The organism is Mesorhizobium sp. M1409 (assembly GCF_040317535.1).
In the GTDB taxonomy this organism is placed as follows: Bacteria; Pseudomonadota; Alphaproteobacteria; order Rhizobiales; family Rhizobiaceae; genus Mesorhizobium.
Genome location: NZ_JAMYKV010000045.1, coordinates 1 through 24,394 on the forward strand (window position 1 = coordinate 1; position 24,394 = coordinate 24,394).

The 24,394-nt window shown below is 61.9% G+C and carries 23 protein-coding genes, 1 tRNA gene and 1 other RNA gene; 8 read left to right on the forward strand and 17 right to left on the reverse strand.

Annotation, left to right across the window (positions count from 1 at the left end):
• Positions 1–81 precede the first annotated feature (81 nt).
• Both NKG99_RS27105 and NKG99_RS27110 read right to left on the reverse strand, forming a co-directional pair.
• Positions 82–270, reverse strand: a complete 189-nt coding sequence (locus tag NKG99_RS27105; RefSeq protein ID WP_352872076.1) for a YodC family protein — start codon at positions 268–270, stop codon at positions 82–84.
• A 398-nt stretch (positions 271–668) separates the two neighbouring features.
• Positions 669–744: transfer RNA gene (locus NKG99_RS27110), tRNA-Thr, on the reverse strand.
• Between the two features lie 323 nt (positions 745–1,067).
• Here NKG99_RS27110 and NKG99_RS27115 point away from each other — a divergent pair.
• Entirely contained in the window at positions 1,068–2,225 is a 1,158-nt protein-coding gene (locus NKG99_RS27115) for a hypothetical protein (RefSeq protein ID WP_352872077.1), read from the forward strand.
• Between the two features lie 24 nt (positions 2,226–2,249).
• Here the strand turns inward: NKG99_RS27115 and NKG99_RS27120 are convergent, their stop codons facing one another.
• The gene (locus NKG99_RS27120) at positions 2,250–3,851 is read right to left on the reverse strand and encodes a cisplatin damage response ATP-dependent DNA ligase (RefSeq protein ID WP_352872078.1); all 1,602 of its coding nucleotides are present in this window, start codon (positions 3,849–3,851) and stop codon (positions 2,250–2,252) included.
• A gap of 4 nt (positions 3,852–3,855) precedes the next feature.
• On the reverse strand, positions 3,856–4,866 hold the full coding sequence (locus tag NKG99_RS27125; protein WP_352872080.1) for a ligase-associated DNA damage response exonuclease: 1,011 nt from the start codon (positions 4,864–4,866) through the stop codon (positions 3,856–3,858).
• 105 nt (positions 4,867–4,971) lie between these two features.
• Here NKG99_RS27125 and NKG99_RS27130 point away from each other — a divergent pair, with 105 nt between their 5' ends.
• Together NKG99_RS27130 and NKG99_RS27135 are read left to right on the forward strand one after the other, a co-directional pair.
• Positions 4,972–5,889, forward strand: a complete 918-nt coding sequence (locus NKG99_RS27130; RefSeq protein ID WP_352872081.1) for a class I SAM-dependent DNA methyltransferase — start codon at positions 4,972–4,974, stop codon at positions 5,887–5,889.
• 117 nt (positions 5,890–6,006) lie between these two features.
• Complete coding sequence (locus NKG99_RS27135) at positions 6,007–6,369, forward strand: hypothetical protein (RefSeq protein WP_352872082.1); 363 nt, start codon at positions 6,007–6,009, stop codon at positions 6,367–6,369.
• Here the strand turns inward: NKG99_RS27135 and NKG99_RS27140 are convergent.
• From NKG99_RS27140 to NKG99_RS27185, 10 genes are all read right to left on the reverse strand, one after another.
• Complete coding sequence (locus NKG99_RS27140; RefSeq protein ID WP_352872083.1) at positions 6,366–7,307, reverse strand: 2-hydroxyacid dehydrogenase; 942 nt, start codon at positions 7,305–7,307, stop codon at positions 6,366–6,368. The two genes, NKG99_RS27135 and NKG99_RS27140, sit on opposite strands and share 4 nt — an antisense overlap.
• 129 nt (positions 7,308–7,436) lie before the next feature.
• On the reverse strand, positions 7,437–9,065 hold the full coding sequence (locus tag NKG99_RS27145) for an ABC transporter ATP-binding protein (RefSeq protein WP_352872084.1): 1,629 nt from the start codon (positions 9,063–9,065) through the stop codon (positions 7,437–7,439).
• On the reverse strand, positions 9,062–9,562 hold the full coding sequence (locus tag NKG99_RS27150; RefSeq protein ID WP_352872085.1) for a type II toxin-antitoxin system VapC family toxin: 501 nt from the start codon (positions 9,560–9,562) through the stop codon (positions 9,062–9,064). Before NKG99_RS27150 ends, NKG99_RS27145 begins: the two co-directional genes overlap by 4 nt.
• On the reverse strand, positions 9,562–9,849 hold the full coding sequence (locus NKG99_RS27155) for a hypothetical protein (RefSeq protein WP_352872086.1): 288 nt from the start codon (positions 9,847–9,849) through the stop codon (positions 9,562–9,564). Before NKG99_RS27155 ends, NKG99_RS27150 begins: the two co-directional genes overlap by 1 nt.
• A 104-nt stretch (positions 9,850–9,953) precedes the next feature.
• The gene (locus tag NKG99_RS27160; RefSeq protein ID WP_352872088.1) at positions 9,954–11,099 is read right to left on the reverse strand and encodes an ABC transporter permease; all 1,146 of its coding nucleotides are present in this window, start codon (positions 11,097–11,099) and stop codon (positions 9,954–9,956) included.
• A complete protein-coding gene (locus tag NKG99_RS27165) occupies positions 11,099–12,199 on the reverse strand; it encodes a microcin C ABC transporter permease YejB (protein WP_352872089.1) in 1,101 nt (366 codons plus the stop codon). Before NKG99_RS27165 ends, NKG99_RS27160 begins: the two co-directional genes overlap by 1 nt.
• A 30-nt stretch (positions 12,200–12,229) precedes the next feature.
• The gene (locus NKG99_RS27170; protein WP_352872090.1) at positions 12,230–14,098 is read right to left on the reverse strand and encodes an extracellular solute-binding protein; all 1,869 of its coding nucleotides are present in this window, start codon (positions 14,096–14,098) and stop codon (positions 12,230–12,232) included.
• Positions 14,098–15,975, reverse strand: coding sequence for an extracellular solute-binding protein (locus tag NKG99_RS27175; RefSeq protein ID WP_352872091.1), 1,878 nt, complete (start codon positions 15,973–15,975; stop codon positions 14,098–14,100). Before NKG99_RS27175 ends, NKG99_RS27170 begins: the two co-directional genes overlap by 1 nt.
• Before the next feature lie 262 nt (positions 15,976–16,237).
• Entirely contained in the window at positions 16,238–17,269 is a 1,032-nt protein-coding gene (locus NKG99_RS27180; protein WP_352872092.1) for a hypothetical protein, read from the reverse strand.
• A 208-nt stretch (positions 17,270–17,477) separates the two neighbouring features.
• Entirely contained in the window at positions 17,478–18,155 is a 678-nt protein-coding gene (locus NKG99_RS27185; RefSeq protein ID WP_352872093.1) for a c-type cytochrome, read from the reverse strand.
• 193 nt (positions 18,156–18,348) lie between these two features.
• On the opposite strand from NKG99_RS27185, the gene NKG99_RS27190 reads away from it, so the two are divergent.
• Both NKG99_RS27190 and NKG99_RS27195 read left to right on the forward strand, forming a co-directional pair.
• Positions 18,349–19,077, forward strand: coding sequence for a 3-deoxy-manno-octulosonate cytidylyltransferase (locus NKG99_RS27190; protein WP_352872094.1), 729 nt, complete (start codon positions 18,349–18,351; stop codon positions 19,075–19,077).
• A gap of 19 nt (positions 19,078–19,096) precedes the next feature.
• Positions 19,097–19,960 carry a prephenate dehydratase gene (locus NKG99_RS27195; RefSeq protein ID WP_352872095.1) on the forward strand — a complete coding sequence of 288 codons (864 nt, stop codon included), beginning with the start codon at positions 19,097–19,099 and terminating at the stop codon, positions 19,958–19,960.
• Here the strand turns inward: NKG99_RS27195 and NKG99_RS27200 are convergent.
• From NKG99_RS27200 to NKG99_RS27210, 3 genes are read right to left on the reverse strand one after another with little or no spacing between them, the layout of a single operon-like run.
• Complete coding sequence (locus NKG99_RS27200; protein ID WP_352604110.1) at positions 19,957–20,262, reverse strand: Dabb family protein; 306 nt, start codon at positions 20,260–20,262, stop codon at positions 19,957–19,959. The two genes, NKG99_RS27195 and NKG99_RS27200, sit on opposite strands and share 4 nt — an antisense overlap.
• A gap of 37 nt (positions 20,263–20,299) precedes the next feature.
• Positions 20,300–21,244, reverse strand: a complete 945-nt coding sequence (gene nudC, locus NKG99_RS27205) for an NAD(+) diphosphatase (RefSeq protein WP_352872096.1) — start codon at positions 21,242–21,244, stop codon at positions 20,300–20,302.
• Between the two features lie 41 nt (positions 21,245–21,285).
• Positions 21,286–21,705, reverse strand: a complete 420-nt coding sequence (locus tag NKG99_RS27210; protein WP_352872097.1) for an HIT domain-containing protein — start codon at positions 21,703–21,705, stop codon at positions 21,286–21,288.
• Between the two features lie 310 nt (positions 21,706–22,015).
• Between NKG99_RS27210 and ffs the strand changes: the two genes are divergently transcribed.
• From ffs to NKG99_RS27225, 3 genes are all read left to right on the forward strand, one after another.
• Positions 22,016–22,112, forward strand: an RNA gene (gene ffs / locus NKG99_RS27215) — signal recognition particle sRNA small type.
• 105 nt (positions 22,113–22,217) lie between these two features.
• A complete protein-coding gene (locus NKG99_RS27220) occupies positions 22,218–24,035 on the forward strand; it encodes a DNA polymerase III subunit gamma/tau (RefSeq protein WP_352872098.1) in 1,818 nt (605 codons plus the stop codon).
• 30 nt (positions 24,036–24,065) lie between these two features.
• A complete protein-coding gene (locus tag NKG99_RS27225) occupies positions 24,066–24,389 on the forward strand; it encodes a YbaB/EbfC family nucleoid-associated protein (RefSeq protein WP_013527931.1) in 324 nt (107 codons plus the stop codon).
• The last annotated feature ends 5 nt before the right edge of the window (positions 24,390–24,394 follow it).

Below are 24,394 nucleotides of genomic sequence, written 5' to 3' on the forward strand. Positions count from 1 at the left end.
CAACCGAACAAGCGCGCCTTAAATTGGCCAAGGCCTATCCAAAGCCAACGGCCAAAGAGTCATAATCCCTGTGCAGAGGTACTAGTCCGACTGTTCGGCCGCAACCAGTTGTTCAGGCTTGAACCCGGCATGTTGCGGGGTCCACACTTCGCCCTCGCGGTTGAACCAGTGGCACATATACATACCCGAGGCCGCGCCATCGCTCACCGTCATCCTGGGGCCCCCGGATTTCAGCCTGACGACGTCTCCGGTCTTGAAAGTATTGGGCATTTTGACCTCCCATGCTGAGGCCACGAGTTTCACACCAAACCAGGGTCTCGACAATGGCGGATGTACTTCGCCGGCGCCGCATTCCTTTGCACCAGCAGCGCGACGACGGCCGGAACGTCGTGAGCACGATCGGGCGCGAAGGCGATGCATCGCGGGTGGATTTCGGTGAGGTCGAGAGGGTCGTGGCGGAGCGGCTACGCTGGAGACGGCAAGTCTCTGAAGCCTCGGTTCGATCCCGAGGCGAGGCCTCCACCCCACACCAAGATGCTGTCGGACCAACAGGGACACCGATCCTGTCCGGCAAAGCATTCAGCCGAGACAATCGACAAAGAAGCGAGAGGCCGGCCGCAAGAGGCTTCGCGCATTGAGGGCGCCATTGACTGTTCGTTTGGGAGAAGTGGTGCCGCTTAGGTGACTCGAACACCTGACCCCATCATTACGAATGATGTGCTCTACCAACTGAGCTAAAGCGGCCCGGGAGGCCAGGGCCTCCAAGATGCGGGGGTGATAGACGCAACCGGCCGTGAATTCAAGATGTGACTTGGCGATTCATGCGAGCGTCTCGTGCCGCCATCGAAAGCCGGCCGCCGCGTCGTTCGCAAATCGGTCGCGAGGTCGCGCTGCGCACGCCTCCGGCGCGTGAAAATCGATGAAACATGCTGATTTCGTTGCCGGAACAGTGCCGCAATGGACTTTGCACACCTCTCCAAGGCAGAATGCGCCGCTCGCCCGTTGATTGATTGGCCGCCTGCGGCTAACGATCATGGCAAGGTTGGCGAACGGACAGAGGGACCCGCTTGGACGCGATCGAAAAAGCGATCCGGAACGCCTTGGAGAAAGGCAACGCCGAGGACCGCGCATTCCGCGAAAGGGTCTATCGCGCGGCTTTTTCCGCGCTCGACCGCGCGCTGAAGGCCAATCCGGACGTGACCGTGGAACTCGCCATCAAGCGCCGCAAGGCGATCCAGGTGAAAATCACTGAAATCGAATCCGAGTTCCTGCCGGCGGTGCCGGATGTCGGCCCGCGGGGCGATGCACCGGCGATCGAGCTTGGTGCGGACTCGGCGCCTGCGGTCGAGACCGGCCAGCAGGCACCGTCACCCGCTGCCGTCGATGAGCCAGTGCAATCCGCTGCCGACACGCCGCGCTCTGCCTCGGATGCGCCGCGCTCGCGTGTGCTGCCCGTCGTTCCCGACATCATGCCGGACGCCGCCCTTCCCGACGCCCCATCCATCGACAAGTCGGCTCCGGCCCCGGCCGGTGCCGCGGCGGAAGTGGCGCCCGATCGCGATGAACGGCGCATAAGGGGGCGTCGCCTGCCGCTGACCGCCATCTTCCTGACCGTGACGCTGCTTGCCGCTGTTGGCATCGGCCTGTTCTTCGCCGTACAGACCGGCGTCTTCAAGACACAGGCGCAACTCGACACCGCCCCGCCGCAAGCGCCGCCGACCGTCGACGACGACGATTTCACACCGGCCGAAGGCGGCCCGGCAAAGCCCGGCGCCGCGGACCAGGCGCACGACTGGATCAACGTGTTTTCGCCGACCGACGCGTCGCATGTCAGCGCCCCGTCGGACGCCAAGGCCGAGGTGATGAAGGACGATACCGGGTCGTTCCTGCGCATCCGTTCCGGCGCCTCCGGCTCGGCGATCAGCTTCGACGTCGGGCAAGGCGTGCTGGAGAAGCTCGCCGGCAAACATGCAGTGTTCGACATCATCGCCCGCTCCGAGGAGGGCAAGGAGACGCAGATCTCCGTCGATTGCAATTTCGGCGAACTCGGCGATTGCGGCCGCAAACGCTACGCGGTCGGCCAGCAGCAGAACGAATATCTGTTCGATGTGAAGTTTCCCGACAAGCGTCCCGGCTCGGCGGGCACGATCGCCATCAATTCCGATTTCGACAAGCAGGGCAAGGCCGCCGACATCTACGAGATCCGGGTTTCGGTCGAGCCGTAAAGCATCAGGCGCTGAAAGAGCGAGCTAACGATCGAGCAGCGCCTGCAGCGTCTCGATGCGATCGGCCTCGTTGGCCGGCTTGTCCCAGCGCAGCCGTGAAATACGGGGAAAGCGCATGGCGACGCCGGATTTGTGCCGGGTCGAGCGGTTGAGCCCCTCGAAGGCGACTTCCAGCACGAGGCCGTTGTCGCGGTCGGCCCGCACCGAGCGCACCGGGCCGAAACGCTCGACCGTGTTGTCGCGGACATATTTATCGATCTGCCTCAGCTCCTCGTCGGTGAAGCCGAAATAGGCCTTGCCGACCGGCACCAGCTCTTCTTCGCCTTCAGCACCCGACCAGACGCCGAACGTATAGTCTGAATAAAAGCTGGAGCGCTTGCCATGGCCGCGTTGGGCATACATCAGCACCGCGTCCACCGTGTGCGGATCACGCTTCCACTTGAACCACGGACCTTTCGGCCGGCCGGCGACATAGGGTGAGTCCCAGCGCTTCAGCATGACACCTTCGATGATTGGATGCAGCGGTACCCGCCGCAGTTCTTCCAGCGCATGCCAGTCTGAGAATTCGACGAACGGCGACAGATCGAACCGGCTTGGGTCGAGCGTCTTCACGAAGTTTTCGAGGCGGTCGCGGCGCTCGCGAAACGGCAGCGCGCGCAAATCCTCGTCGCCGATCTGCAGCACATCGTAGCAGCGCATGAAGGCCGGGTACTGCTGCTGCATCTTCGGCGTCACCGTCTTGCGGTTCAGCCGCTGCTGCAGATCGGAGAATGTCCCTGTCGCCTCTCGGGGATCGCCGACCAGTAGCTCGCCATCCAGCGTCGCCGAAAAATGCATGGCGTCGGCGAGGTCGGGAAAGGCGCCCGAAACATCGTCGCCGGTGCGCGAATAGAGCCGGCGGATGCCGCCTTCGGCCACCGCCTGGACGCGGATGCCATCCCATTTCCACTCGGCCGCATAATCCGCCGGATCGAGCTTTTCGAGATCGCCATCGCCGACCGGGTTCGACAGCATCACCGGGCGAAACGATGCCATCGCCGTATTCCGCGGCTTGTCGGCCTTGCCCTCCAGCCACGCGAACAGCGCCGTGTAGGGCGGCGACAGCCCGTGCCAAAGCTCTTCGATCTCGGTGACATCGACCTTGCCGAAATCCGCCAGCGCCTGTTTGGCCAGCCGCGCCGACACACCGATGCGCAGGCCGCCGGTGACCAGCTTGATGATGGCAAAGCGGGCCGAGATGCCGGCGCTGTCGAGCAGCCCTGCTAGCACCTTCGGCCCGTCGGAACGGCTTGCCGCCTGTAGCTTCGCGACGACCTCGCCCAGCGTCGGCTCGCGATTCGCGATGTTTCCGGGCGTTTGCGGCCAGACCAGCGAGACTGTCTCGGCCAAATCGCCGACATAGTCGTAGGAGTAGCCGAACAGCACCGGATCCATGCGCTCGGTGACCAACGTGCGCAGCATCGCCGGCTTGACCGCGGCGATGTTGAGATCGCCGGTGATGGCAGCCAGCGCCAGCCCGCGATCGGGATCCTCCACGGTGCGGAAATAGTCGGTCAGCAAGGTCAGCTTGCCGTTGCGCGACGGCGTCAGCACCAGGCGATCGAGAAGTTCGGCGAAGCGGTTCATGCCATCAATCGCCCTCGTCCTCGTACCCCACCAGGTGCAGTGGCCGGGCGGCGATGCCTTCGAGTTCGCACCAGCGCACCAGCGCTTCCTCGCGGCCATGCGTCACCCAGATTTCCTCGGCTCCGGTCTGCTTGATGGTGGCGGTCAGTTCATCCCAGTCGGCATGGTCGGAGATGATCAGCGGCAGTTCGACACCGCCCTGCTTGGCGCGCTGGCGGATGCGCATCCAGCCCGAAGCGAAGCACGAGATCGGATCGGGAAAGCGCCGTGCCCAGCGGTCGGCGAAGGCCGATGGCGGGCCGACGACGATGGCGCCGGTGAAATCATCCTTACCGCCACTTTCGACGGTTGCCGGCTCCAGGTGCCCGAGGTCGATGCCCTGGCTCTGGTAGTATTCGCTGAGTTTGGCCAGTGCGCCATGGATGTAGAGCGGCTTGTCATAGCCTGCGTCGCGCAACAGCCGCATCACCCGCTGAGCTTTACCAAGCGCATAGGCGCCGACCAGATGCGAGCGTTCGGGGAACTGCGCCGCCGATTTCAGCAGGCGAGCGATCTCCTCGGTGTCGGGTGGATGACGGAACACCGGCAGGCCGAAGGTCGCTTCGGTGATGAACACATCGCACTGGATCGGTTCGAATGGCGCGCAAGTGGCGTCCCTCTGCCGCTTGTAGTCACCGGAGGCGACGATGCGCATGCCCTGATGCTCGACCGATATCTGTGCCGAGCCCAGCACATGGCCGGCTGGGTGGAAGCTGACGCCGACGCCGTTGAGGTCGATCGTCTCGCCGAGCCGGGCTGCTTGTGTCGTTCCCGCGAAATCGTCGCCGTAGCGCAGGCCCATTATGTCGAGTGTCTGCCGCGTCGCCAGCACCGAGCGGTGGCCGGAACGCGCATGGTCGGAATGGCCATGCGTGATCAACGCCCGGTTGACCGGCCGCACCGGGTCGATGAAGAAATCGCCTCGCGGACAATAAAGGCCCTCGGGCCGGGGATGAAGCAGGTCGCTGGCGCGCATGGTCCCAAGATAGGATATAATTCCGCTGCGGGAAGCCTGTTGTAAGTGACTGCTGACTCCCGCATACAGCACCGCCGGCTCGATCCGCCGGCAGGACCCATCGCCATGAAACCGCTTCAGGCCTCGTCCGGCGACTTGAACGCCGATCGCCGTGCCGACTATGCCGAGATGCTCCATGCGGATGGCGATCACGCGGCAGCGGCGGAATTGCTGCTCGGTGCGCTGGAAATGACACCGCAATGGGCGATGGGCTGGTTTCGCCTCGGCGAGATCCAGCAGGCGGCGGGCGCGCCGGATCTGGCAGCACGGGCCTGGACGATGTCGCTGCAACTCGATCCATCGGATCATCAAGGCGCCGCACTGAACCTGCAACTGATCGGCAAGGCGCCGGCGGTCGACGCGCTCCCCAGCGCCTTCGTCGAGACCTTGTTCGACCACTATGCCGAGAGCTTCGATGAATCACTGGTCGACAGACTGGGCTACCGGCTGCCTGAGTTGCTCGATCAGGCCATTCGAACGGCAAGGCCAGGCCGCTTCCCGCTGGCGCTCGATCTCGGCTGCGGCACCGGCCTGATGGGGCAGAGGCTGCGGCCGATCGTCGATCGGCTGGAGGGTTATGACATTTCGGCAAGGATGCTGAGAAAGGCCCGTGCGAAGGGCGTCTACGATTTCCTTGATAAGGCCGATCTGCGGGATTTTGTCCATGCCGGCCCGAAAGCCGAGCTGGTGGCGGTGGCCGATGTCTTCATCTACGTCGGTGCGCTCGACGGCGTTGTGAAGACGATTGCCGGCTTGCTGGCCAGCGGTGGCCTGTTCGCGTTTTCCGTCGAGAGATTGGCCGGCGATGGCGATTTTGTCTTGCAGCCATCGCGCCGCTACGCGCATGCGGAACACTATGTGCGTGACGTCCTGGCTGCCAACGGATTTTCGGTCCTGTCCCTGGAAACGACCGTGATCAGGCAAGACCGGCGGGAACCCGTCAACGGGCTGGTCGTCGTGGCGGGCAAGCTGCCGGCGGCATGAGCCCGCTGTCTCGCCGTCCTCACAAATATCCGTGCTGCGAAAAAGTCCGATTTGCATGAGCGACTGATATTTGCGATCTGGTCGGATCAGAGCGGTATATCAGGAGGAGCATAGTCGATGCGCTGGAACATGATTGTCTTGGCATCTTGCGTGCTGACCGCCGGCTGCGTTGGCGGCAATTCGATGTCGGAACGGCAGGACGCCAACATCCAGTCCTCCCTGCGGTATGACAGCGTTCCGTGCGACCAGCTGCTGGCGCAGCGCAACGGGCTGGCGCAGCAATACAGACTTCCGACGACGGCCAAGCCGACATTCTCCAATCCGGCGATGGGCTTCGGCCCGTTCACGCCGGACATGCGCTCCAAGGCCAAGCGCGACACCGACCAGGCGAGTGGCGAGATCGATGCCATGAACCGGTCGATCGATCGCCGCGAATGCGGCCAGCCGGACAAGCAGAAGAAGCTCGCCCTGGCTGGTTAATACCCCGCCTTACGGTCCACCAGATTGTCGAGCTTTTCGCCGCGCTCGAAGGCGTCCATCTGGCGCAGCATGATCGGCACCAGATGGACGGGGTCGGAGGTCGCCGCCGCGTGCGGCGTGACGAACACTTTTGGATGCCGCCACAGCGGACTGGTCTTCGGCAGCGGCTCGACCTCGAACACGTCGAGGCTCGCCTCCTTCAGCGTGCCGTCATCCAGCGCCCGCAAAATGTCGGCGTCCTTCTGCAGGCGGCCGCGTCCGGCATTGATCAGCACCGAGCCGCCGAGGCCGTTGCGCTTCCGCAATTCCTTCAGCACGCCATAGTTGATGATGCCCTTGGTGTCCGGCGTCAGCGGCAAAAGCACCACCAGGATGTCGGTCGCCTTGAGGAAAGGGATAAGTCCGGCCTCGCCGGAATAGGTCGCCACGCCTTCCATGGCCTTGTCGCTGCGCGACCAGCCATTGACGGCAAAGCCGAGCGATAGCAGCACCGAGGCCGCCGCGCGGCCGAGGCTGCCGAGGCCCATGATGCCGACGGAAATGTCGCTGGCCGGCCTTTGCTGCGGCTCGTGCCAGACCTTCTTCGACTGCTGCGAGCGGTAAAGCAGACCTTGGCGATGATGGTCGAGCACCCGCCAGACGACATATTCGGTCATGTACTGGGTGAGGTTGTCGGCGACGACCTTGACGATCGGCACGTCGGGCAGGCCGGGGTCGGCGAAGATATGGTCGACACCGGCGCCGATCGAGAAGATGGCGCGCAGATTGGGCAGCGATGCGAGGATGTTCGGCTTCTGCTTCCACACCACGGCATAGGTGATCGACGGGTCGCTGGCGCCGTCCGGCTCCAGCACCACCTCGCGTTCGGCCGACAAAAGGTCGCGCCAGCGCTGCGGGTGAAAGCCGGTGACGGCAAGCAGGATGCGGCCTTTTTCCATAGCTGTACTTCTAGTCCCTCTTTACGCCACCGGTTCATAGTTTCATGGAAACGCTGAGCCGCTCTCTCTATTTGTTTGGCGCAATTCCGGACGGAAAACCGTTTCACACTTTTCCCGGAATTGCTCTAGTCACTCGCTGACGATGCCGACCGGTGCCGTCTCGATCTTGAAGGCGGCCGAGATCAGCGCCCGAGTATAGTCGGTTTGCGGATTTTCAAAAATCTGCTGGGAAGGACCGGCTTCGACGATCCTGCCATTGCGCATGACGATGACGTCGTTGGCGAGCGCGCGGATGACCTTGAGGTCGTGGCTGATGAAAAGATAGGCCAGGTCGTGCTTGGCCTGCAGGCCGCGCAACAGGTCGACGACCTGCGCCTGCACGCTCATGTCGAGTGCCGATGTCGGTTCGTCCAGCATGACGAAGCGCGGGTTGAGCACCATGGCGCGCGCGATGGCGACGCGCTGGCGCTGGCCGCCGGAAAACTCGTGCGGGTAGCGGTTGCGCGTCGCCGGATCGAGGCCGACCTCCTTCAGCACGGCGGCCACCTTGTCGTCGCGCTGGTCTGGCGACAGCTTAGGCTCGTGGATCTTCAGGCCTTCCTCGATGATCTCGGCGATCGACATGCGCGGGCTGAGCGAGCCGAACGGATCCTGGAAGACGATCTGCAATTCGCGCCTGAGCGGCCGCATGGCGTTGAAGGTCAGCTGGTTGATGTCGCGGCCGTTGAATTGGATGGTCCCGGTCGACGAGATCATGCGCGCCAGCGCCAGGCCGAGCGTCGTCTTGCCGGACCCGGATTCGCCGACCACGCCCAGCGTCTGGCCGGCCCGCACGGTGACATCGATGCCGTCGACCGCCTTCACATTGTCGACGGTGCGGCGGAAGAAGCCCTGCTTGATCGGGAACCAGACCTTTATGTCCTTGCCAGTCATGACAGGCTTGGCCGCGGCATTGGCGGCCGGCGGCTTGCCCTTCGGCTCGGCGGCCAGCAGATGCCTTGTATAGGCATGTTGGGGATTGGCGAAAATCTCCTTGGTCGGCCCGGTCTCGACGATCTTGCCCTTGGTCATCACGCAGACCCGGTCGGCAATCTTGCGCACGATGCCGAGGTCGTGGGTGATGAACAGCATCGACATGCCCTTGCGGCTCTTCAAGCCGGCCAGCAGCTCGAGGATCTGCGCCTGCACGGTGACGTCGAGCGCCGTCGTCGGCTCGTCGGCGATCAATAGTTCCGGCTCGTTGGCCAGCGCCATGGCGATCATCACGCGCTGACGCTGGCCGCCGGACAACTGGTGCGGATAGGCATCGAGCCGTTTTTGCGGATCGCGGATGCCGACCTCGTTGAGCAAGGCCAGCGTGCGCTCCTTGGCCGGGCGGTCGGCCATACCCTGGTGCAGCTTCAGGATCTCGACGATCTGCTGCTCGATCGTGTGCAGCGGATTGAGCGAGGTCATCGGCTCCTGGAAGATCATGGTGATCTTGTTGCCGCGCACCTGCCGCAACTGCTTCTCGCTCATCGCAAGCAGGTCGGCGCCCTGGAACAGGATCTTTCCTGACGGGTGGCTGGCGCTGGGATAGGGCAACAGCTTCAGCACCGAGAGCGCCGACACCGATTTGCCGGAGCCGGATTCGCCGACCAGCGCCACCGTCTCGCCCTTGGCGATGTCGAACGAGATATGGTCGACCGCCATCGACTGCTGTCCGCCTTGCGCAAAGGTGACGCTGAGGTCGCGAACGGAGAGCAAGGAAGCAGTCATGTATCAATTTCCGCTATAACTTTATCAAGGGCAGAAATCTCCGGTCGTATGATCGAAATTTGCGCTGTCAATTGGGGAGGGACAAGCCGATTTGGTGCGATAGAATAGGCTTCCTTCAATCTGGTATCGGCAGTCAGAAATTGCGTGCATCCGAAATGCATCGCCGTCGAAAGGTGAATAGCATCCGGCAGCCTGAGAGAAATGAATTGCGAGCGAAGCTGTGCTGCGTGCCAGAGAACCTCGCGAGTTACCGTCCCAATCGAGACAAAAGCGTTGCCAATCGAAACATTGTCATAGAGCTCGACAAGCGGCTCATTGCTCTTTTTCAGAGGGTCAACCATCAACTCTGCCAGCACGAGTTCGCTTGTCGCGAGGAAAGGCTGCTTTCTGCCCTCGTTCATTGAAATGAGCTGAAGCAGCTTTTTTGCCAGAGCATCGTTATTTTCGAAAGCGTAGATGAAAATGTTCGTATCGACGTAAAGCCGGAAGGCGGCCATCAATCCTCCCACTCATCGCGGAGGGCACGAACACGCGCAACAGCCTCGTCGAGACTTGTTCCCGCCGCGTTGGCCTGCGCATTCCGCATAAGTTCAAGCAATTGTTTGTGGCCGAGAGGCTGTTTGGCTTCCTCCTCTATCGTCACCTTAACCGAGGCGCTCAAAGCTATACCCTCTCGCAGTTCATCCGGGAGTTTGGATGCAGGGTAATGCTCAAGGATGACCTTATTCACACCTCTGTCCTTCCGTTGGTTCGATATGAGGATCTGCCGCTTCTGATCCGTCATTGACCATCGCCATCAGTCATCTCGACAATTAATGCATATGCTCATTTTCGTTTCGAACTGCCTCACCGGGAATATATCATGCTGAATGCCGATCCGCATCGTTGTCATCTGAACGTCTTGCGCGGATCGAAGGCGTCGCGTGTCGCCTCGCCGACGAAGACCAGCAACGACAGCATCAGCGAGATGACGATGAAGCCGGAAATGCCGAGCCACGGCGCGTTGAGGTTGCGCTGCGCCTGCTTGAGCAGTTCGCCGAGCGAAGCGGAGCCGGGCGGCAGGCCGAAGCCGAGATAATCGAGCGAAGTCAGCGTCGAGATCGAGCCCGAGAGCAGAAAGGGCATGAAGGTCAATGTCGCCACCATGGCGTTGGGCAACAGGTGCCGGAACATGATGGTGCGGTTGGGCACGCCGAGCGCGCGCGCCGCGTTGACATATTCGAAATTGCGGGCGCGCAGGAACTCGGCCCGCACCACACCGACCAGTGCCACCCAGGAGAACAGGAGCATCAGGCCGAGCAGGATGAAGAACCCCGGCGGCAGGATAGCGGCGACGATGAGCAGGAGGTAGAGCACCGGGATCGCCGACCAGATTTCGATGAAACGCTGGAACAGCAGATCCGTCCAGCCGCCGAAATAGCCTTGCACGGCGCCGGCCGCGACGCCGATCAGGGCCGATCCGGCGGTCAGGATCAGGCCGAACAGCACCGAAATGCGAAAGCCGTAGATGACGCGCGCCAGCACGTCGCGCGCCTGGTCGTCGGTGCCGAGCCAGTTCCAGTTGCCGACGACGCAGGCCGGGTCGTCAGCACCTTGCGGATACTGGTTGCATCGCGTCTTGGCGTCATACTCCCAGGACGGCTTGGCCGGGGCCGCCTCCGGAATGGCGTTGTTGACGGTCTGATAGGAGTAGCGCACCGGCGGCCAGATCATCCAGCCATTGGCGTTGATCTCGTCCTGGATGACCGGGTCGCGATAATCGGTGACGGCGTAGAAGCCGCCGAATTTTTCCTCGGGATAGGCAACCAGCACGGGAAACAGGATCTCGCCCTTGTAGGAAGCGATGATCGGCTTGTCGTTGGCGATGAATTCGGAAAACAGCGACAGCACGAACAGGACCAGGAAGATCCACAGCGACCAGTAGCCGCGCCGGTTGGCTTTGAAATTCTGCAGGCGGCGCTTGTTGAGCGGCGACAGAAACGGCCGCTTGATCCGCGCGGGTGGCGCTTCCGCGGTGACAGTGGCCTCCGACATCAGACGTCTCTCCGCTCGAAATCGATCCGCGGATCGACCCAGGTGTAGAGCAGGTCGGACAGCAGCCCGACGAACAGTCCGAGCAGCGAGAAGATGTAGAGGTTGGCGAACACCACGGGATAGTCGCGCTCGACCACCGATCTGAAGCCTAGCAGGCCGAGGCCGTCGAGCGAAAAGATGTTCTCGATCAGCAGCGAACCGGTGAAGAAGGCCGAGATGAAGGCGCCGGGAAAGCCGGCGATGACGATCAGCATGGCGTTGCGGAAGACGTGGCCGTAGAGCACCTGCCGTTCCGACAGGCCCTTGGCGCGCGCCGTCACCACATACTGCTTGCGGATCTCTTCCAGGAACGAGTTCTTGGTCAAAAGCGTCGTGGTGGCGAAGGCCGACAGCACCAGCGCCGTCAGCGGCAAGGTCATGTGCCAGAAATAATCGACGATCTTGCCCCACCAGGACAGCTGATCCCAATTGTCCGAGGTGAGGCCACGCAGCGGAAACCAGTCCCAGAACGATCCGCCGGCAAACAGCACCATCAGCATGATGCCGAACAGGAAGCCCGGGATGGCATAGCCGACGATGACGACGCCGCTGGTCCAGACGTCGAACGCACTGCCGTCCTTGACCGCCTTGCGGATGCCGAGCGGGATCGAGATCAGGTAGGATAGAAGCGTGATCCACAGGCCGATCGAGATCGACACCGGCATTTTTTCGAGGATCAGGTCGAGGACCGAAATGTCGCGGAAATAGCTGTCGCCGAAATCGAACCTGATATAGTTCCACAGCATCATGCCGAAGCGCTCGAGCGGCGGCTTGTCGAAGCCGAACTGCTTTTCCAGCTTCTTGATGAATTCGGGATCGAGGCCCTGCGCGCCGCGATATTTCGAACTGACATCGCTGGCGGCATCGAAATTGGCGCTGCCGCCTGCGTCGCCACCACCACCACCGCCGAGGCGGTCGCTGCCGCCCTGGTTGGTCAGCCTGGCTATGACCTGCTCGACCGGCCCGCCGGGGGCAAACTGGATCACGGCGAAGGATATCGCCATGATGCCGAACAGCGTCGGGATCATCAAAAGGATGCGGCGCAGGATATAGGCGCCCATCAGGCCTTTTGCCCTGCTTGAGCGAACATCTCAGCCTTTGCCAATTTTTGCCGCCTTGCCCTTATCGAACCACCACAGCGCCTCGACCGGAAAGCCGAAATCGGGCTTTTGTTCGGGAAAGCCGAACATGTCCCAATAGGCGCTTCGGTGATTCGCCAGAAACCAACTTGGAATCCAATCGCACCGCGCGCGCAAGACCCGGTCGAGCGCCCGCATCGCCACGGTCAGTGTTTCACGGTCCTTTGCCGCGCCGACGGCGTCGATCAGCGTGTCGATCGCGGGGCTCGAGACGCCGGGCAGGTTGCGTGACCCCGAGAGGTTGGCGGTGCTGGAATGGAAGAAGACCTCGACATCGTCGCGCGTCGGTGTCGCACTGAACGAGAAAGCGGCCGACAGCAGGTCGAAATCGAACGTTGCCTGTCTGGACTGGTACTGCGCCGAGTCGACCAGACGGATCGTGGCGTCGATGCCGATCGCCTTCATGTTGGCGACCCAAGGCGAATAGACCTGCACGAATGTGTCGTCGTCGACCATGAATTCGGCCGAAAGCTTGTTGCTTTTGTCGTTGACGACGAAGTCGCCGGACCGTTTCCAGCCCGCTGCGTTGAGAAGCTTCGCCGCCTTGCCAAGCAATTTGCGGTCGCGGCCGGAGCCGTCGGATGCGGGCAGAGCCACGGCCGCGCCGAACGCTTCTGCCGGAATCTGCCTGCGCAGCGGCTCCAGCAAGGCCAGTTCTTGCGGCGAAGGCGGTCCCTCGGCGCGGAAGTCCGATTTCTCGAAGCAGGATTGCGAGCGCTCGTAGGAACCGTAGAAGAAGTTGCGCCGGGTCCATTCAAAATCGAAGCAGAGAGCGATCGCCTGGCGCACGCGCGCGTCGCGAAACTGTTCGCGCCGTTGATTGACTGCGGTTCCCTGCATTGTTGGCCGCTTTTCCGCTGGGAATTCGTGTTTGATCACCTTACCGGCGGAAAATGCGGGGAAATCATAAGCGGTGGCCCAGACGCGTGAGGTGAACTCCTCGCGGTAGGTGATTTCGCCCTTCTTGAAAGCTTCGAAGCCAGCCGCCCGGTTCTGATAGAACTCGATGCGAATGCGGTCGAAATTGTTCTGGCCGCGATTGACCGGCAGATCGCGGCCCCAATAGTCGGCAACCCGGTCATACTCGATCCATGCCCCGGCCGAGAATTGCCTGACTTTGTAGGCGCCGGAACCGAGCGGCGGGTTCAGTTGCGAACTGTCGAATGGATTGGCCGTGTAAAAGGCCTTCGACAGGATCGGGAACTCGACGATGTTGAGCACGGTCCGGGCCGATTGCTTGCCGGAAAAAGTAAGCCGCAGCGTGCGATCATCCAGCGCGACGGCGTCGACCATATGTGTCAGTGACAGCGACAGATCGGGATGGCCCTTGTCCTTGTAGAGCTTGAGGGTAAAGGCCGCGTCCTGCGCCGTCAGCGGCGAGCCGTCGTGGAAACGCGCTTCGGGGCGAAGCGAGAAGGTGAAGCTGTTGCGGTCGTCCGACAGCATCACGCCGTCGGCGAGTTGGCCGTAGACGGCATCGGGCTCGTCGAGCGCCCGCACCATCAGCCCGTCGAAGCACATCTCCATGCGCGGCGGCGCATCGCCCTTTTGGGTGAAGGAGTTCAGCGTGTTGAAGGTCAGGGTGTTCTGGTTGTAGCCCCAGTTCGGCGGCGAGAAGTTGAAGGTGCCGCCCTTCGGCGCATCGACATTGACATAGTCGAAATGCGTGAAATCCGGCTTATATTTGAGATCGCCGAAGGCCGACAGGCCATGCAGCTTGGTGCCGGTCGCAATTTCGGCAAAAGCCTTCCCGGGCAGCAGGGCCGCGGCCGCGGCCGCGCCGCCCAGCGCCAGGAAATCACGGCGGGGCAGCACCGCCATCAATTGCTGCCCCTGTATTTGGCCGCCAGCGCCTTTTCCTTGTCGGGAATTATCCACCAGGAATCGATGTCGGCACCGACATAGGCGGGCTGCTTGTCCGGGAAGCCGAACTTGTTCCAGTAGGCCAGCCAGACCGCGGAGCGGTGATATTGCGGCACGACATAGAAGTTCCACAGCAGGATGCGATCGAGTGCGTGCGTGGCGGCGACGAGGTCGTCGCGATCGGTGGCGAAGATGATGCGGTCGACCAGCGCGTCGACGATAGGATCCTTGATGCCCATCAGATTGCGCGAACCGGGCGAGTCGGCGGCTTTCGAGCTCCAGAAGTCGCGTTGCTCGTTGCCCGGCGATTCCGACTGCTGCAGAATCCCGGTGACGACATCGAAATCGAAATTGTTGACCCGGTTGATGTACTGCGTCTGGTCGATGATGCGCAAAGTGGCGTCGACACCGATCTTGCGCAGATTGGCGATGTAGGGGCTGGCGATCACCTGATCGGTGTCGTTCCAGCCGAGGATTTCGAATTTGAACGGCGCGCCGGTCTTGGCATTGACCATCTTGCCGCCCTTGATCGCCCAGCCCGCCTTGGCGAAGAGATCGACCGCCTGTTTCAGGTACTTCCGTTCCGCTTGCGGCGAATCGTAGACCGGCAGCTTGAATTCCTGGGTGAAGAGTTCGGGTGGCAGCTTGTCGCGGTATTTTTCCAGGATCTCCAGTTCCTTGCCCTGCGGCAACCCGCTCGACGCCAGTTCGGTGCCCTGGAAATAGCTTGATGTGCGGGTGTTGAAGCCGAAGAACAGGGTGCGGTTCATGCTCTCGAAATCGAACGGGATGGTCAGCGCCTCACGCACCAGCCGGTCCTGGAACAGCGGCCGCCGCTGATTGAGGGCAAAGCCCTGCATCGGTTGCGGCGCCTTGGTCTGGAAGTCCTTCTTGACGACGTCGCCGGCCTGGAATGCCGGGAAGTTGTAGGCCGTTGCCCATTTGCGCGAGCTGAATTCGCGGTTGATATCCTCCAGCCCGCCCTTGGTGAAGGCGAGCCAGGCAGCGTTGTCGTCGAGGATATAGGTGTAGCGTCGCGTGTCGAAATTCTCGCGGCCGATCTTCACCGGCAGCTTGGCCGCCCAGTAGTCCGGCACGCGCTGCCAGATGATTTCCGAGCCCGGCTTGAAGCTGGCGATCTTGTAGGCCGCCGACCCGAGCGGAATTTCCAGCGTCGGCTTGGTGACGTCACGCTTCTTGCCGTTGGCATCGGTGCCTTCCCACCAATGCTTCGGCAGCACGGCGAGGTCGCCGATGATCTTGGGCAGTTCGCGGTTGCCCTTCTGGTTGAAATGGAACTCGACCTCGCGGTCCGAAATCGCCACCGCATCGGTGACATTGTCGAAATAGCGGCTGTATTGCGGGCTGTTGGCCTTGAGCACCTGGAACGACCAAATCACGTCGTCGACGGTGATCGGCTGGCCGTCATGCCACTTGGCGCGCGGGTCGAGCCGGTAGGTCGCCGAGGAATAGTCGGGGGGATATTTGTAGGCATCCGCGATCAGCGGATGGCTGGTGCTGCCTTCGTCGGTCGCCTGCTCCATCAGCGTGTCGTAGAGCAGGCCGCCGCCGAACCCGACCAGGCCGGCGGCCGGCGATCCCTGTACGATGTAGGGATTGAAACTGTCGAAGGTGCCGAGCACCACCGAATTCAACGTGCCGCCCTTAGGCGCGTCCGGATTGACGTAGTCGTAGTGCTGGAAATGGTCGCCGTATTTGGACTCGCCGATCAGCGATGAGGTGGTGCGCCATTCGTCGGCATGGCTCGTCTGCAATCCCGCCGCCAGAAGAGCTGCCGCCAGCATCGACTTGAGAAGCGTCCGGCCAACCGTCATGCACTATCCTCTTCGCAATGCCCGTTCATGGACAATCTAGACGATTTGGCGCTCGTGAAAACCGCCATGCGCGGCTTTGTCGCCGCCTATGCGGTTTTCCTAACGAAAAAGCCGGGCTGAACCCGACGAAAATATGTCACGTAGTGTCCGTTGCTATCCATTTTTTGAGGCGCTATCCGATACGGAAGCCGCACGACGCAGAGGCAACGGCCTAAGACCACGCAGCTTTCGAGAAGGCGCTAAGCTGCGCCAGCATCGAGACTTAGGATATTTTCGGGATGTAACGATCGGCAATTCCTGTCTGGCCAGCCGGCTCGACTCGATTGCCATCGATCATTGCCAAATAAGTGAATTTTCCAAACTTCTCTAAGGGTAATTCGGGCGCTTTCCCTAAAGCCCTGCAGAAAGCGTCTCGTGCCGCAAAAAACGCATGGACATCAGCCAATTCGAGGCAAGGGTGACTTCCTGGCGGTAGAAACGAGGGGGCAGGAATGTCTTGACCATGCGCGAGAAAGGCGTGGGCTAAAAAATTCTTCGACCCGAGAAAGCTATCGTAAGACCACCCCTCTATATGAGGGTAATTTTTCACAGGCTTACTCGCGTCCATCGTAAAAATTGGAAGAAGAGATTGGGAAGTTGCCATATAAATTAGATTTGACAGAATCGCGATATGAGAAATTATTTTCGCCTCTTTCAAGGCCTTGCCTCTAATCCTCCTATCACTCGGTGTTTTCAAAAAGCCAAAAATGTGAGCATTCCACAGGTACGGCTCTCTTGCGCGAAGTATATCGGCGCAGGAGCTGAAAAAATCGATAACTTCTGAATATTCAAAATTCTTGTAAGGAGATTTCAGAATCCTCTTCTTTGGATCCATCATCTCCGTCGTGTGTATTCGCCATTCCTTCGGATCTCGATCGGGAACATATTTGACCTTTAGCGCCGCCAATTCACGATCAATGTCCTGCAGCGGGCCAGATGTCGCGCCGATAAATGAATAAGCATGTTGATCATATGGCCCGACCTGTCTTTCAGCGTCGTCGCCGTAGAAAAAGACATGATGCTCAAAAGGTTTTGGATTCAAGTTAAAGCTGATTTTCGAACCGCAGGAGCATTCTTGCTCTGTAGTTTGTTGGAACCAAGCGCCCTTTTCACCTTTCGTCCCATCAGGATAAATAGGGATAAATGGCTCCTCGTGACGTGTCCATAAATCGGGCCGCACAATCGTTCCGCAATTGCCGCAAATTTCGGCTAGGTCAGCGATCTTCTGCGGCAAGAATGGTGGTTGAGTCGACATGGAGTCACAGTAGGCTCGTGAAGAGCACTAATCCACAAATTAGCGACTACTCCGACCCGCGCGCCGACGTTGGGGCCGATACACAGGAGCGGCGCAACGCCTACGGGGCAGAATAACGAGAAGAGCAGCTGCGGATCGACTAACGAAAAAGCGGGCCTTGGGCCCGGGCTGAACCCGGCTTGTTCAAGGTCGTCGAGATGATATCCGGTTATTGAGCGGGAGCCGGTGCGGGTGCGGCCGGAGCTGCCGGCTTGGCTGGCGCGGCACCTTCAGCCGGCTTCGCCGGGGCGGCACCATCGGCCGGCTTGGCGGGCGCGGTTGCGTCGGCGGCAGCGCCTGGCGCCGGCAGCGGCTTCGGATTGTCGGACAGCGTGCGTAGATAGGCGATGACGTTGGCGCGGTCCTCGTCCTTGGGCAGGCCGGCGAAACCCATCGCGGTGCCCTTCACGAATTTCTTCGGCGAGGTGATGAAGTGGTTGATGTTGTCGTAGGTCCACTTCTCGGCGCCGCCCTTGGAAAATTCCTTCATGCCGGCCGAATAGGCGAACCCTTCATGCTCGGCCACCGGGCGGTCGACGATATCCCACAGATCGGGGCCGACCTTGTTGGGGCCGCCCTTTTCGCCGGAATGGCAGGCCTGGCATTTCTTGAAGACGGCAGCACCTTGCTCGACATTGGCGGTCGCCAGCAGGTCGGCGATCGGCTTGGCTTCGGCGGCGGGCGCTGCCGGACCGCCCTCGGCGGGCTCGGCGGCCTCGATGGCGAAACCGGGCTTTTCCGGCGCCGGCGAGGCAAACAGCGCGTCGGACACAATGCCGACCGAGAAGACGACGAAAACGGTTCCGAGCAATCCGGCGAGCAGTTTGTTGACTTCGGTGGAATCCATACGCCCCTTGCTCCCTTTTCCGGCGGACCGAACCGTCCACTCCGTCCGTCGGTATCGTGACCCCACCCTGCCAGGGCGGTTAAATCGGGCGGAAACTAGGTCTTTTGCTGCGGCGTTGCAACACCTATAAGGGCGCTTCCAGTGAGACCTTTTGCCACTTTCCCTGCCCTCCTTGAGACGCCTTGCACCGCGCATGTCCACGCTGATCTTGATCCCGGCCCGCATGGCCTCGACACGCCTGCCGGGCAAGCCGCTGGCCGACATCGCTGGCGCGCCGATGATCGTCCATGTCGCCCGCCGCGCCACCGAGTCCGGCCTCGGCCGGGTCGTGGTGGCGACCGACACGCAAAGCGTGGCCGATGCGGTGCGTGCGCATGGTTTCGAAGCCGTGATGACGCGCATGGACCACGAATCCGGCTCCGACCGCATTCACGAGGCACTGGTCGCGCTCGATCCCGAGCGCAAGGTCGAAACCATCGTCAATGTGCAGGGCGACCTGCCGACCATCGATCCCGGCATCATCGCCGCATCGCTCAGGCCGTTCGAGGATAGCGCGGTCGACATCGCCACCCTCGGTGTCGAGATCGTCCGTGACGAGGAAAAGACCAATCCCAACGTCGTCAAGATCGTCGGGTCGCCGCTCTCCGGCACCAGGCTGAGGGCGCTCTATTTCACCCGCGCCACGGCGCCTTGGGGCGACGGGCCGCTCTATCATCATGTCGGCCTCTATGCCTATCGCCGTGCCGCGCTCGAGCGTTTCGTCGCGCTGAAGCCGTCGCCGCTGGAACGCCGCGAACGGCTGGAGCAGCTACGGGCGCTGGAAGCCGGCATGCGCATCGACGCCGAGATCGTCCAATCGCTGCCGTTGGGCGTCGATACACCGGAAGATCTTGAACGCGCCAGAACGATCCTTTCAAACTGAGAAACCCGAGAATTGGCCCATGCCTGAAAAGACCAACAGAATATCCTTCCAGGGCGAGCCGGGTGCCAATTCCGACACCGCTTCCCGCAACGTCTATCCATCGATGGAGCCGTTGCCGTGCCCGACCTTCGAGGACGCGTTCAACGCGGTCGAGACGGGGAAGGCCGACCTCGCCATGATCCCGATCGAGAACACCATTGCCGGACGGGTCGCCGATATCCACCATCTGTTGCCGGAATCGAAGCTGCACATCGTCGGCGAATATTTCCTGCCCATCCATTTCCAGCTGATGGCGCTGCCCGGGGTCAAACGCGATGAGATCAAGACCGTGCACAGCCACATTCACGCGCTTGGCCAGTGCCGCAAATACATCCGCAAGAACGGCTGGAAGGCGATCGTCGCCGGTGACACGGCCGGTGCCGCCAAGATGGTCTCCGAGGTCAAGGACCGCACCATGGCGGCCCTGTCGCCGGCGCTGGCCGCGACGCTCTATGGGCTCGACATCATCGAGCAAAATGTCGAGGACACCGACAGCAACGTCACCCGCTTTGTCGTCCTCACCAAGAACAAGCAATGGGCCGAGCGCCCATCACCGGACGTCAAGATGATGACCACCTTCATCTTCCGCGTCCGCAACGTGCCGGCCGCGCTCTACAAGGCGATGGGCGGTTTCGCCACCAACGGCATCAACATGACCAAGCTGGAGAGCTACCAGCTGGGGGCTTTCACCGCGACGCTGTTCTACGCCGACATAGAGGGTCATCCGGAAGATCCGCTGGTCAAGCTGGCGCTGGACGAGCTTCGCTTCTTCTCACGCGAAGTGCGAATTCTCGGCGTCTACCCGGCCAGCGCGTCGCGTGAGCAGTGGAAGGTCGCTGACTAGATCACCGCGCCCAGCGGCACGTAGTCGATTTCCATGAATGTCTCGACCTCCGGCACCCAGCGGTCGCGCACGAAGGCGACATGGTCGGGATGATCGTTGTACCTGGTGTAGGCAGCCTGGTCGGCGAACTCCATCGAGAAGCCGAAATGATAATCGTTCTTGGGGCTGATCTGCCGCAATTGCTCGAAATGCGTGACGCCCCTGATCGCGGTGAGGATTTTCTTGGCGTCGACCAGGAACCTCCTTTCCTCCAGCGAATGTGGCGGATGCTTCAGCGTGAAGACGACGGTGTGACGGATCATTTTCTGCTCCTGAAATGTCTTTCGATACTCGCTGCCATCACTCTGAGTCGACCCAGGCGCGAATGAGATGATGCGCAATGGCGCCTTTCGGTGGCGTGACCAAATTGCCGGGATGCTCCCTGGTCAGCATCGAACGCACCTCGTCGCGGGCAAACCAGCGGCAGTCCTCCAACTCGTTCAAATCGGCCTGGATATCGTCGTTGAGCGGCTCGCCGAAGCAGCCGATCATCAGCGAATAGGGAAACGGCCAGGGCTGGCTGGCGTGGTAGACGACACGGCCAAGCCTGATGCCGGCCTCCTCCAGCGTCTCGCGGCGCACCGCCGCCTCGATCGTCTCGCCCGGCTCGATGAAGCCGGCAAGGGCCGAGTACATGCCCGGCGCGAAATGCCGGCCGCGCCCGAGCAGGCACTTCTCCCGCGTCGCCGTCAGCATGATCGCCACCGGATCGGTGCGGGGAAAATGCTCGGTGCCGCAATTCGGGCAATGCCGCTTGTAGCCGCCGGCCCGCATCTGCGATTGCGTGCCGCATTTGCTGCAGAAACGATGGCTGGCATGCCAGGCGAGCAGGGCCGCCCCTTGCGCCATCGCGCCGGCAGCCGCCTCGTCGATCAGCCCTTGCATATAGACCGAGCGATAGTCGATGGCCTTGATGGTTTCCGGCAATTGCTCGGCGTCGATGCCGGCCGGCACCGCCAGCACCGGTCCAAGTTCGGAAAAACCGAGCAGGATGCCCTGCGCCAGGGAAACCTTGAAGGCCTCGCTCTCGGCGGCGGCGAACCAGGGGTCGAGACCGTTGCCATCCCCGAGTTTCAGATAGAGCCGGCCGCCATTCATCAGGAGCAGTCGCGTCGCCGGGTCGGCGAGCGCCTTGTTGACCGAATCGTCGGCGCGGTTTTCGGACTGCCGGTCGATGGTGTTGCCGGCAAAGCCGACGAACTGGCTCGGCTCGCGCAAGGGCGCGTCAAACAGGCGGAAGCTCATGGAGACTCTGGGGTAGGTTGCGGAATGGACACGGGGAACGCTTATAGCGCCGCCTTGATCGTTTCGGCAAACCGCCGCAGGTCGGAACGTTGATAGGGCTCACGCAGGCCGTGTCCCCACACCGGGCCTGGCCAGCCGGGATCGCCTTCCGAACGCGCAATGACGTGGATGTGCAACTGGCGCACGATGTTGCCAAGCGCGCCGGTGTTGATCTTGGTGCAGCCGGTCGCTTTCTTCAGCGCCTGCGCCACCATATTGGTCTCGAAGGTCAGCATCGCCTGGTCGAGCGGCGTCATGTCGTGGATCTCCTCCGCGCCGGGCCGCTGCGGCACTAGGAGCAGCCATGGCCAGCGGCGGTCGTTCATCACCCGCAACTCGCACAGCCCAAGCCACATCAACTGCTCGCTGTCCGCCTCCAGCCGGGAGTCCAGCGTGAATCCGGCCTTCAGGCCCGTCATCATCGGCGTTTCCCTTGCTTTTCTTGGTTTCTTCAAACGCAGGAACGCTAGAGCGGCGGCAAGAGGGCTGCAAGCGAATCATTGCGCCCCTCGCGGTCGGCAGCTTTTCACGATAGGAATTTTTTCTTGATTTCGTGACCTCAGCTATGGTACATGTTTGTCCATGGTGCTGATTTGCGCCAGTGACCCGCCGTACAGGCGGGTTTTTCGTTTGATGCTCCGTCAGCCCAACGCGCTGGCGAATGCTGCGAAGGAACCAGGGATTTCTTCTGCGCACTTGCATTTCATCGTCGAATTGCCGATATGGACAGCGGGAGGTTGGTGGTGGACGATCCACTCGCCAACCGGGTCAGGTCCGGAAGGAAGCAGCCCTAACGAGCCCGGAACGGGTCATTGTTCCAGCCTCCCACCTCATCGGCCCCTCTCGCGACATTGACGACGCATTGCAGCGCGGGCGAGACTATGCGCAGGAATCGGCCGCTTTCGGGCGCGGCCATTTGGAGCTTTACGGGCGTATGAGCGAAGCCGGCAATTCGGGACCAAAAAGCCTGGAGAATGGCAAGGCCGCCGCCTATCGCGTGCTGGCGCGCAAGTACCGTCCTTCGAATTTCTCCGAACTGGTCGGCCAGGAGCCGACGGTGCGCACCCTCACCAATGCCTTTGCCACCGGCCGTATCGCCCAGGCCTGGATGCTGACCGGCGTGCGTGGCGTCGGCAAGACCACGACGGCGCGCATACTCGCGCGTGCCCTGAACTATAAAACCGCTGATATCGACCAGCCTTCGGTCGACCTTGCCGTGCTCGGCGAGCATTGCCAGGCGATCATGGAAGGCCGCCATGTCGACGTCATCGAGATGGACGCCGCCTCGCACACCGGCATCGACGATATCAGGGACATCATCGAGCGCGTGCGCTACGCGCCGGTCTCGGCCCGCTACAAGGTCTACATCATCGACGAAGTGCACATGCTGTCGACGCAGGCCTTCAACGGCCTGTTGAAGACGCTGGAAGAACCGCCGCCGCACGTCAAATTCATCTTCGCCACCACCGAAATCCGCAAGGTTCCGATCACCGTCCTGTCGCGCTGCCAGCGCTTTGACTTGAGGCGCATCGACGCTGGCGCGCTGGTCGCGCATCTTTCCTCGATATCGGCCAAGGAAGGCATTTCGGTCGACGACGACGCGCTGGCGATGATCGCCCGCGCCGCCGAAGGCTCGGCCCGTGATTCGCTCTCCATCCTCGACCAGGCGATTGCCCATGGCGCCGGCTCCGTCAGCGCCGATGCGGTTCGGGCGATGCTGGGGCTCGCCGACCGCGCCCGCATCGTCGACCTGTTCGAACATGTCATGAAGGGCGATGTGGCGGCCGCCCTTGGCGAATTCCGCGCGCAGTACGATACCGGCGCCGATCCGGCCGCCGTGCTGACCGATCTTGCCGAGTTCAACCACCTGGTCACCCGGCTGCGTTTCGTGCCGACGGCCATCGAGGACGCCTCGCTCTCCGAAGACGAGCGGCAGCGCGGCGCGGATTTCGCCAGGACACTGTCGGTCAGGGTGCTGTCGCGGACATGGCAGATGCTGCTCAAGGGCATTCCCGAGGTGCAGTCCTCCAACAGGCCGGTCAGTGCGGCTGAAATGGTGTTGATCCGGCTGGCGCACGCCGCCGACCTGCCGACGCTGGACGAGGCGCTGAGATCGCTCGAGGGCGCAGCGCCGGCGCAAAATGGCGCGCCGCGTCCGAATGGCGCGCCCGCAAGTTCCGGCAATGGCGGTGGCGCCAGCGCGGTGGCGCAGACGCGCATGCCTGCCGGATCGGGCGGCGCACAGACCATGCGGCTGGTCGAAGCCACGCCAGCTCCCGCTGCCTTCGTCGCTCCGCCGGAACCGGTCGCGGAAGCGCAATCGGTGCCGCTGAAATCGCTCGCCGACATCATTGCCCTGGCCGACGCGCAACGCGACATCGCCTTCAAGGTGCTGGTCAAGAGCTGCATCCGTCTCGTGCGCATCGAGCCCGGCCGTATCGACGTGGGCCTGACCAGCGACGCGCCCAAGATGCTGCTCAACGACCTGACGACGAAGCTGCGCGCCTGGACCGGCCGCAACTGGCTTGTCTCGCTGTCGAAGGAAGAGGGTGGCCAGACGCTCGCCGAAATGGAATCGGCCAAGCGCGAGAACGCCTTCCTCGATGCCAAGAGCGACCCGACGGTGGCCGCCATCCTGGCGCGCTTTCCCGGTGCCAAGATCATCGACGTGCGCATTCCAGACGCGCCGGAAGCCGAAACGACCGAGGCCGAAGTGCCGGTCGAGCCGCTGGCTGACGACGACGAAACCTGATCCAGCCACGAATCCGCAAAGGACCCGACCATGAAAGATCTTCTCGGCCTGATGGGCAAGGCGAAGGAAATGCAGGCCAAGTTCCAGGCCATGCAGGACGAGATCGCCACGCTGGAAGCATCCGGCCAGGCCGGCGGCGGCCTCGTCAACGTCACGCTGACCGGAAAATTCGAGATGAAGTCGCTGAAGATCGATCCATCCCTGTTCAAGGAGGACGATGTCGAGATTCTCGAGGATCTGGTGCTGGCCGCCCATAATGACGCCAAGACCAAGGTCGAGCAGATCATGCAGGAAAAGACCAAGGCGCTGACCGCCGGTCTGCCGATCCCGCCGGGAATGAAACTGCCCTTCTAGCGTTC